Here is a 6232-nt window from a genome sequence, read left to right as displayed (position 1 = left end):
TCGGAACGCCGGGGCTTCACCAGGGGCTCGTAGTGCACCCCGTCGTCGTGGACCTCGATGCCCACCCGCCGGTACCGCGGCGTTCCGGTGCCGGCCGGGATGAGCCGGCCCATGATCACGTTCTCCTTGAGGCCCCGCAGGTAGTCCACCCGGCCCTCGATGGCGGCCTGGGTGAGCACCTTGGTCGTCTCCTGGAAGCTCGCGGCCGAGATGAAGCTCTCGGTCGAAAGGCTCGCCTTCGTGATCCCCAGGAGCACCGGCACGCCGATCGCGGGCCGACCGCCCTTCTCCAGGACCTTCCGGTTCTCCTCCTCGAACACCTGCCGCTCCACCTGCTCCTTGAGGAGAAAATCGGTGTCGCCCACGTCGGTGATCTCCACGCGTTTGAGCATCTGCCGGACGATCACCTCGATGTGCTTGTCGTTGATGTCCACGCCCTGGAGCCGGTAGACCTCCTGGATCTCGTCCACCAGGTACTTCATGAGGTTCTTCTCGCCCAGGACCTTGAGCACCTCGTGGGGGTTCGTGGCCCCCTCCATGAGCGGCTCGCCGGCCCGTACGAAGTCGCCTTCCCGTACCGACACGTGCCGGCCCTTCGGGATCAGGTACTCCTTGGGCTCCCCCACCTCGGGGGTCACGATGAGCCGGCGCTTTCCGCGGACGTCCTTGCCGAAGCTCACAACCCCGTCGATCTCCGAGATGACCGCCGCATCCTTGGGCTTGCGCGCCTCGAAGAGTTCGTCGACCCGGGGCAGACCGCCTGTGATGTCCTTCGTTTTCGTGGTCTCCCGCGGGATCTTGGCCACCACGTCGCCGGCCTGGACCTCGTCGCCCTCCTGCACCAGGATGTTGGCCCCCACGGGCAGGATGTACCGGGCCACCGTCTCGCCGGTTTCCAGGCTCTTGATGGAGACGCGGGGCTGGTAGTCGCCGCCCCGGGCCTCGGTGATCACCTTTCGCGACAGGCCGGTCACCTCGTCCACCTGCTCGCGCATGGTGACGCCGTCGAGGATATCGCCGAACTTCACCCGGCCCGAGGCCTCGGTCAGGATCGGGTTCGTGTAGGGATCCCACTCGGCCACCCGCTGGCCGGGGCTGACCGGGTCCCCGTCCTTCACCAGGAGGTGGGCGCCGTACACCACCTGGTAGCGTTCCCGTTCCCGGCCCTGGTCGTCCACCACCACGATCTCGCCGTTTCGGCTCATGGCCACGATGGTGCCGTCCGCCTTGGTCACGGTCTTGAGGTTCCGGTACCGCGCCGTGCCGGCGTGCCGGACCTCGAGGGTCGACTGCTCCACCCGTTTCGAGGCCGTGCCGCCGATGTGGAACGTGCGCATGGTGAGCTGGGTGCCGGGCTCCCCGATGGACTGGGCCGCGATGATCCCCACGGCCTCCCCGATGTTGACCTTGCGGCCCCGGGCCAGATCCCGGCCGTAGCACTCGACGCACAGCCCGTTTCGGGTCTGGCAGGTCAGAACGCTGCGGATCGTCACCTTCTCGATGCCGGCGTCCTCCACCTTGGCCGCGAGCTCCTCGGTGATCTCGGCGTTGGCCGGCACGATTACCTCGCCGGTGTACGGGTCGCGGATGTCCATGAGCGCGGTGCGCCCCAGGATCCGGTCCCGGAGCCGTTCCACCACCTCGCCGCCCTCCACAAGGGCGGTGACCTCGATCCCATCGAGGGTGCCGCAGTCCTGCTCCGTGATCACCACGTCCTGGGCCACGTCCACGAGCCGCCGGGTCAGGTACCCCGAGTTGGCGGTCTTCAGGGCCGTGTCGGCCAGCCCCTTGCGGGCCCCGTGGGTCGAGATGAAGTACTGGAGCACCGTGAGCCCCTCGCGGAAGTTCGCGGTGATCGGGGTCTCGATGATCTCGCCCGAGGGTTTGGCCATGAGACCCCGCATCCCGGCGAGCTGGCGCATCTGGCTCATGGAACCCCGGGCGCCCGAGTCGGCCATGATGTAAATCGAGTTGAGCTCGGCGCCGTTTCCGGAGGCCTCGAGGTCCTTCATCATCTCCTGGGCCACGGCATCGGCCGCGTTGGACCAGATGTCCACCACTTTGTTGTAGCGCTCGCCGTCGGTGATGACCCCGTCCTCGAACTGCCTCTGGATTTCGGCCACCTCGCCGAAGGCCCTGTCCAAAATCTCCTTCTTGGCCGCCGGGATCTTCATGTCGTGGATCCCGATGGAGAGCCCCGACTGGGTCGCCATCCGGTAGCCCAGGTTCTTGAGCTGGTCGGCGAAGATCACGGTGGCCTTCCCCCCGGCCCGCCGGAACGCCAGGTCGATCAACTCCGCGAGGCTCCCCTTCTTCATGGTCCGGTTCACCTCGGAGAAGGGGATGCCCTCGGGCACGATCTCGTAGAGGATGATCCGGCCCGGGGTCGTCTGGACCCGCTCGCCGTCGATCCGGACCTGGATCTTGGCGTGGAGTCCCACGGCCCCCTGGTCGAAGGCCCGGCGCACCTCGGCGGGGCTCGCGAAGATCAGTCCCTCGCCCTTCTGGCCGTCCCGGGCCAGCGTCAGGTAGTAGGCCCCCAGCACGATGTCCTGGCTCGGCACGATGATGGGCTTGCCGTGGGCCGGGCTCAAGATGTTGTTGGTGCTCATCATGAGCACGCGGGACTCGATCTGGGCCTCCACGGTGAGCGGCACGTGCACCGCCATCTGGTCGCCGTCGAAGTCGGCGTTGTAGGCCGTGCACACCAGGGGGTGGAGCTGGATCGCCTTCCCCTCGATCAGCTTGGGCTCGAAGGCCTGGATGCCCAGCCGGTGGAGCGTGGGCGCCCGGTTCAGGAGCACCGGGTGTTCCTTGGTGACCTCCTCCAGGATGTCCCAGACCACGTCCTCCTGCCGCTCCACCATCTTCTTGGCGCTCTTGATGGTGGTGGCGAGCCCCCGCTCCTCGAGTTTGTTGAAGATGAAGGGCTTAAAGAGCTCCAGGGCCATGATCTTCGGCAGGCCGCATTGGTGGAGCTTGAGCTCCGGGCCCACCACGATCACGCTCCGGCCCGAGTAGTCCACCCGTTTCCCGAGCAGGTTCTGCCGAAACCGCCCCTGCTTGCCCTTGAGCATGTCGGACAGGCTCTTGAGCGGCCGGCGGTTCGGCCCGGTGATGGTGCGACCGCGCCGCCCGTTGTCGAACAGGGCGTCCACGGCCTCCTGGAGCATCCGCTTCTCGTTCTTGACGATGATGTCCGGGGCCTTGAGCTCCAGAAGCCTCTTGAGCCGGTTGTTCCGGTTGATCACCCGGCGGTAGAGGTCGTTGAGATCGCTCGTGGCGAACCGCCCTCCCTCCAGGGGCACCAGGGGCCGCAGGTCGGGAGGCAGCACCGGGATCACCTCGAGGACCATGTCCTCGGGCCGGTTCCCCGAGTTCTTGAAGGCGTTCACCACCTTGAGCCGCTTGGCGTACTTCTTGCGCTTCGCCTTGCTCGTGGCCTCGAGCATCTCGGTGCGAAGCTCGTGGGCGAGCTGGTGCACGTCGATGGACTGGAGGAGCCTGCGGATCGCCTCGGCCCCCATGCCGGCCTCGAACTCGGCGCCGTAGTCCATCACGGCCTGCCGGTACTGCTCCTCGGTGAGAAGCTCCCCCTTCTGGAGGGGCGTCGTGCCCGGGTCGATCACGATATAGGCCTCGTAGTAGAGCACCCGCTCCACGTCCTTGAGCTTGAGGCCCAGAACCGCCCCGATCCGGGACGGCAGGCTCCGCAGGAACCACACGTGGGCCACCGGGGTGGCGAGCTCGATGTGGCCCATGCGCTCCCGGCGGACCGAGGAGCGGATCACCTCGACCCCGCACTTCTCGCACACCACGCCCCGGTGCTTCATGCGCTTGTACTTGCCGCAGTTGCACTCGTAGTCCTTCACGGGGCCGAAGATCTTGGCGCAAAACAGCCCGTCGGACTCCGGCTTGAAGGTCCGGTAGTTGATGGTCTCGGGCTTTTTCACCTCACCGTGGGACCACTCCCGGATCTGCTCGGGGCCCGCGATCGAAAGGCGCACCGCGTTAAAGCTCAACGGATCCTTGGGCTGGTCGAACAAGCTGTCTATCGTGCGCAAGGTTCACGACCTCCTTCGAGGGGTTCCCACCGGTCAGGCGAGCCTCAGGCGCCCTCTTCCTCTTCCAGGAGCTCCACGTTGAGCCCCAGGGCCTGCATCTCTTTGACGAGCACGTTGAACGACTCGGGCAGCCCCGGCTCCAGAATCGGCTTGCCCTTCACGATGGCCTCGTAGATCCGGGTCCGGCCGGCCACGTCGTCGGACTTGACCGTGAGCATCTCCTGGAGCGTGTGGGCCGCGCCGTAGGCCTCGAGCGCCCACACCTCCATCTCCCCGAGCCGCTGTCCCCCGAACTGGGCCTTGCCGCCCAGGGGCTGCTGGGTCACCAGGCTGTAGGGCCCGATCGAACGGGCGTGGATCTTGTCGTCCACGAGGTGGTGGAGCTTCAGCATGTACATCGTGCCCACGGTGGTGGGCTGATCGAACGGCTCGCCCGTTTTGCCGTCGTAGAGCACGGTCTGGCCGGTCCGCGGCAGGTCCGCCTGTTCCAGCAGGCTCCAGATCTCGTCCTCGGAGGCGCCGTCGAACACCGGGCTCTCCATGTACACCCCCTCCCGGGCCGCCTGGCGTGCCATGTCGAGGATCACCTCGTCGGAGGCCCGGTCGAGCAGTTCCTGGCTCTCGGGTTCGGGGTAGAGCTCTTTGAGGCGCTTGCGCAGGGCCTTGGGGGAGTACTTGGTCTCCAGGACCTTCTGGATCTGCTCCCCGAGCCCCCTGGCGGCCCAGCCCAGATGGGTCTCGAGCACCTGTCCCACGTTCATCCGGGAGGGGACGCCCAGCGGGTTCAGGATGATGTCCACCGGGGTGCCGTCCTCGAGGTACGGCATGTCCTCCACCGGCACGATCGTCGAGATGACGCCCTTGTTCCCGTGCCGGCCCGCCATCTTGTCGCCCACCGAAAGGCGCCGTTTGATCGCGACGTAGACCTTGACCATCTTGATGACGCCCGGCGGCAGGTCATCCCCCTCCTCCAGGCGCGACACCCGCTCCTCGAACCGCTTGCGGACCTCGGCCACCTGCTGGTCGAGCTTCTCCATCAGGTCGAAGATCCGCTCCTCCTTCTCGGGGGCGTCCACCAACGGCAGCTCGCCCCAGGCATCCCGGGGCACCCGGTCCAGAAGCTCGTTCGTGATCTCGGCCCCTTCGGGGATCACCACCTTCCCCTCCAGGTCCACGATGTCCATGGCGGCCCGCTCGCCCACAAGGAGCTCCCGGATCGCGGCGAAGGTGGCGCTCCGAAGGATCGCGATCTCGTCCTCCATGTCGCGGCGCAGCCGTTCGGCCTCCCGCTCTTCCACCGTCTGTTCGCCGTCCTCGCCCCCTTTGCGGCTGAACACCTTGGCGTCCACCACGATGCCCTCGACCCCGGGGGGCACCCGAAGGCTCGTGTCTTTTACGTCGCCGGCCTTCTCCCCGAAGATCGCCCGCAGGAGCTTCTCCTCGGGGGTGAGCTGGGTCTCGCCCTTGGGGGTCACCTTGCCCACCAGGATGTCGCCGGGCCGCACCTCGGCCCCGATCCGGACGATCCCCGATTCGTCCAGGTCCTTGAGCTTGCGGTCCCCCACGTTGGGGATGTCGGCGGTGATCTCCTCCTTGCCGAGCTTGGTGTCCCGCGCCACACACTCGAACTCCTCGATGTGGATCGAGGTGAACGCGTCCTTTTGGATGAGCCGCTCCGAGACGATGATCGAGTCCTCGAAGTTGTAGCCGCCCCAGCTCATGAAGGCCACGAGCACGTTCTGCCCCAGGGCCAACTCGCCCTGGGCCGTGGCCGGGCCGTCGGCCAGGATCTGGCCGGCCTTGACCCGGTCGCCGGCCCGCACGATGGGCCTCTGGTTGAGGCAGGTGTTCTGGTTGGAGCGCTGGAACTTCGTCAGGGTGTACACGTCCACCCCCGACTCCCCTCCGGGCTCCTCGTAGCGCACCACGATCCGGGCGGCGTCCACGCTCTGGACCACCCCGTCGCGCCGGCACACCACCGTGACCCCGGAGTCCCGGGCCACCACCCGCTCCATGCCGGTGCCCACCAGGGGCGCCTGGGTCCGCAGGAGCGGCACGGCCTGGCGCTGCATGTTGGAGCCCATGAGCGCCCGGTTCGCGTCGTCGTGCTCCAGGAACGGAATCAGCGACGCCGCCACGCTCACGAGCTGCTTGGGGGAGACGTCCAT

Annotated in this window: 2 protein-coding genes; both read right to left on the bottom strand. The window is 67.2% G+C overall.

Annotated features, from left to right (window positions below):
* The coding region (gene rpoC / locus ACY0I8_RS15235) for a DNA-directed RNA polymerase subunit beta' (RefSeq protein ID WP_461395426.1) at window positions 1-4064 on the bottom strand (4064 nt) is incomplete at its 3' end.
* A gap of 44 nt (window positions 4065-4108) precedes the next feature.
* Window positions 4109-6232: DNA-directed RNA polymerase subunit beta (gene rpoB, locus ACY0I8_RS15230; protein WP_461395425.1), on the bottom strand; the 2124-nt coding region annotated here is incomplete at its 5' end.

The organism is Deferrisoma sp. (assembly GCF_054681715.1).
Note: the sequence above shows the minus strand (reverse complement) of the source record. Positions and strands in the feature narration are given on the sequence as shown.